Origin of the sequence: Micromonospora sp. DH14, from assembly GCF_029809455.1 — a bacterium.
Classification (GTDB): domain Bacteria; phylum Actinomycetota; class Actinomycetes; order Mycobacteriales; family Micromonosporaceae; genus Micromonospora; species Micromonospora parva.
On sequence record NZ_JARVKT010000066.1, the window covers coordinates 1 to 3461 of the forward strand.

A 3461-nucleotide genomic window follows, 5' to 3' on the forward strand; every position below is an offset into this window, starting at 1 on the left:
GCAAGAGCTTCATCGACGCGATGCCCATGACCGGCATCCAGGCCGCGCTGGGCAAGAGCTTCATCGACGCGATGCCCATGACCGGCATCCAGGCCGCGCTGGGCAAGAGCTTCATCGACGCGATGCCGCTGGCCAACCTGCTCAATGGGCTATTGGACACCGCTCCGGCGTCGCTGGAAGTCCAGCCCACCCTGTGGACTCCGGAAGGAGAGCGGCGTCGCCTACAGCTGCGCAGGCTGACACCCGAACAGCGTGTCTGGCTTCTGGTGATACTTCTTCACCTGGTGGTGGCATCGGTCCAACACGTCTCCAGCCTTGTCAGCGCCGACAACCCTCACTTTGATCTTGAGAAGTTCGTCGCCCACCATGTGCAGGCCCTTGGCGCCTCCCTCGGCTACTACAGCTTGAAGAAGACGATGAAGAAGTAGGGCCGTTACGGCGAGGTTGTCGCGCTCGCGCCACCGGGCCATTTGACTCCTAGGCAACCAACACAGCTCGCTGAACTGCGCTGCCGTGGATACGCACCTGCGGCAACCGTCCACGATCGTCCGTGCACGTTCGCCGCCCTCTGTGCCCGTCGTCACCCAAATATTTACTCAGCCCTTGCTGGGACTGGAAACCCATCGGTGGTGGCTGGGTGGCGGATTGGTCGCCGACCACTCCCTTGCTGACCCTTGATTACCGACTGGTCGGGCACGTACCGGGCATGCCAGCGGGGATATCCTTCGATCATGAGTTCGAATACATGGCTTCGTGATCGCTACACCGGCCCCGGCGGCGGCATGTACACCGGCCCAGGAGGCGGCCTCTATACGGGTCCAGGTGGGGGCGCATATACAGGGCCGGGCGGTGGCATGTACACCGGTCCAGGCGGCGGGATGTACACCGGCCCTGGCGGCGGCCTCTACACCGGACCCGGTGGCGGTCTCTACACCGGCCCAGGTGGTGGCCTCTCCACTGGCCCAGGTGGTGGCCTTTACACCGGACCCGGCGGTGGCCTCTCCACCGGACCTGGCGGCGGTCTCTACACCGGACCATGTAGCAACCCCTACCGCAGCAATCAGCCACCACCGTTCATCATGCGGAAGTATCTGGAACAACTCGGCCTAGCCCACCTTCTCCAGCACTTTCCTGCCCAGTAGGCGTCCCTGCCGTTCAAATGCTCCTATGGGACGTCACGCTCCGTCGGCTAGTGTCTCGCTGACGGAGCGTGACATCTTCGTCCCGAAGGAACTTCCGGGCCGGCTAGGCCAACTTCGATCTCGTCGCCGAGCTGCAATGACGGTCCGCTAGCGTCCACGATTGTCCGGGGGTATGCACACCGGTCGTCACTCAATTAGTCACTCAGGTCCGGACGCTCAGAGTTTCTGGCGCGGTCGGAGAGACGCCGTAGCCTGCGCTCGTACTGGCCTGCGTACGAACGCTGGGCCCGATTCATCGCCCGTGCGTCTGGATCGCTGACCGCCTCGTAGTAGCCGACCTCGGCGGGGTCCTGGTCCTCGTCGACCAGGCGGGCAAGTGCTTCACGGTCGCGCTCGATCGAACCCGCAGTCCGTACGCGAACCCGCCAGGCTGCGCCCGTGCTGTCTTCCACGTCCTACAACTTAACGGCCTTAGGGCGTTGGGGCTGCCAGCGGCACTGACTCCTTGACCCCCAGGCAACCAGCACGGCTCACCGACCTGCGGCGTCATGGGCATGCACCTGCGGCAACCGTCCACGATCGTCCGTGCACGTCCGCCGCCGCTCGCACCCGTCGTCACCCAGATAGTCACTCAGCACCCGGACCGTCAGTTTGGAAGGTGTCTTGCGCCCGCATGAGCCGACAGGCTGGCCACCATCTGAGCAGCCATTAGACCGGTCCCTGCGGATGCAGCGATGAGAATCGAGCCCGGGTTGACCGCGTTGTTGGCCGGTGTTGACCCTACGATCGGGCACGCCTCGGGCAAGATCACGGATCGTTGGACGCTTGGTTGCCGGTCCTGAGCTCGCCCGCGCCTGTCGTAACCTAGTCACTCCTGTCGTTTTCTCAGGCTGCTCAAGCGGCCCGGCGGGCTATAGCCTGTCGGGGTTAGCAGGCGGAGGGAGCGAGGCGTGCCTTCGATGCCCAGGTGGGCGAGCGCGGCGATTGATTTTGTCTCGGTGCAGACACACAGGCCCCGTGAGAGGCTGCGCTACGCTATGCCGGTCTGGCTCGGGCGGCTAGTCGTCAGCCTACTCTTGGTTATCGGAGTCTCTGCCGTCGCGCTAGTAATTTGGCGCGGTCCTTTCTGGTTTGACGGCGCTCTCATTGATGCAATTCAAAACCCTGAAAAGAAGGCGCAGGCCGTTACTTCGGCGCGAAGCACGTTACTGCAAATCGCCCTTGCTTTCGGTGGTCTGGCAACCATCATATTCACGGCCCGCACTTACCTGCTTGCGAAGTCAGGACAGGTTGCCGACCGCTACACTAAGGCGGCAACCCAACTGGTGTCAGAAAGTCCGGCAGAGCGAATCGGCGCGATTTACGCATTGGCAAGGCTGATGAAGGACTCGCCGCGCGATCATCGGGCCGTAGTGGATCTGCTCGCGGCGTTTGTGCGCCAGTCGCGGCCTCTCGGCAAGAGCCGCGCTTCGGACGACGACCTCGAATTCAACGAGGACTACGAGAGCGAGCTTGTATGGGTGGGAGAGCCACTGCCCATCGACGTGCAAACGGCGTTAACGGCACTCAATAAGAGGCCGAAGCGGTTTGAGTCACCCTGGATAGTTCTGAAAACCACGAACTTGGCGGGCGCTGCCCTCTTGCATGGACGGGTTGATGGCCTGCACTTTGAGGGGTCCAACCTTCGAGGGGCCGACTTCGTTCAGGCTAAGGCGATCAAGGGCGTGGTCCTGTCGGAATGCGACCTACGTGCGGCAAATCTGAGCGGTGCGCATCTCCCGGTATCTCACCTATCTGATTCGGATTTGCGGGGCGCACTGATCCGCTGGGTCGACCTACGGGGATCCCTGCTGGATGGTTCAGACTTCCGGGGTGCCGTCCTGCGCGGGTCGAACTTGAAGGACGCGGCGCTATTTGAGGCCGACCTTCGCGGCGTCGACCTCCGTGAAGTGAAGGGTCTTACAATTAGTCAGCTTGAGGATGCCATTACTGACGAGCGCACTATCTTCCCCGACTACCTGAAAAATCAGAAGGCCTTTCCTCAATCTGAACTCGCTTCGTCAGTCCTGCCTTCCGCTAGCGAGCTTCGTTCGCGGGAAGACGCGTCAAGCGCCACTTGACGTTGCGCGGCACGCGCGGAGGCCGTGGTGGGGATGCGGCGCGTGTACCCCGGGCAGGCCCCCGCCTGCCGGCAACGCCGGCCCGAGGGGTCGCAGAGGCTCCGGGGTCAAGGGCGGGCCGTAGGGCCGTCGCGTAGCGACGCGAAGCGCCCTTGAGGTCGGAGGGGCGGCCTCGCATCCTCCGCGCCGCATCCCCACC

The 3461-nt window shown here is 63.3% G+C and carries 3 protein-coding genes; 2 read left to right on the forward strand and 1 reads right to left on the reverse strand.

Annotated elements, in window-relative coordinates; all coding sequences use genetic code 11:
- A partial coding sequence (locus tag QCZ28_RS34320; protein WP_279520514.1) for a hypothetical protein occupies nucleotides 1-428 on the forward strand: 428 nt, incomplete at its 5' end.
- 908 nt (nucleotides 429-1336) lie between these two features.
- On the opposite strand, the gene QCZ28_RS34325 is transcribed toward QCZ28_RS34320, so the two are convergent.
- Nucleotides 1337-1594 carry a hypothetical protein gene (locus QCZ28_RS34325; protein WP_279520515.1) on the reverse strand — a complete coding sequence of 86 codons (258 nt, stop codon included), beginning with the start codon at nucleotides 1592-1594 and terminating at the stop codon, nucleotides 1337-1339.
- A 507-nt stretch (nucleotides 1595-2101) separates the two neighbouring features.
- Between QCZ28_RS34325 and QCZ28_RS34330 the strand changes: the two genes are divergently transcribed.
- The gene (locus tag QCZ28_RS34330) at nucleotides 2102-3262 is read left to right on the forward strand and encodes a pentapeptide repeat-containing protein (protein WP_279520516.1); all 1161 of its coding nucleotides are present in this window, start codon (nucleotides 2102-2104) and stop codon (nucleotides 3260-3262) included.
- Nucleotides 3263-3461 lie beyond the last annotated feature (199 nt).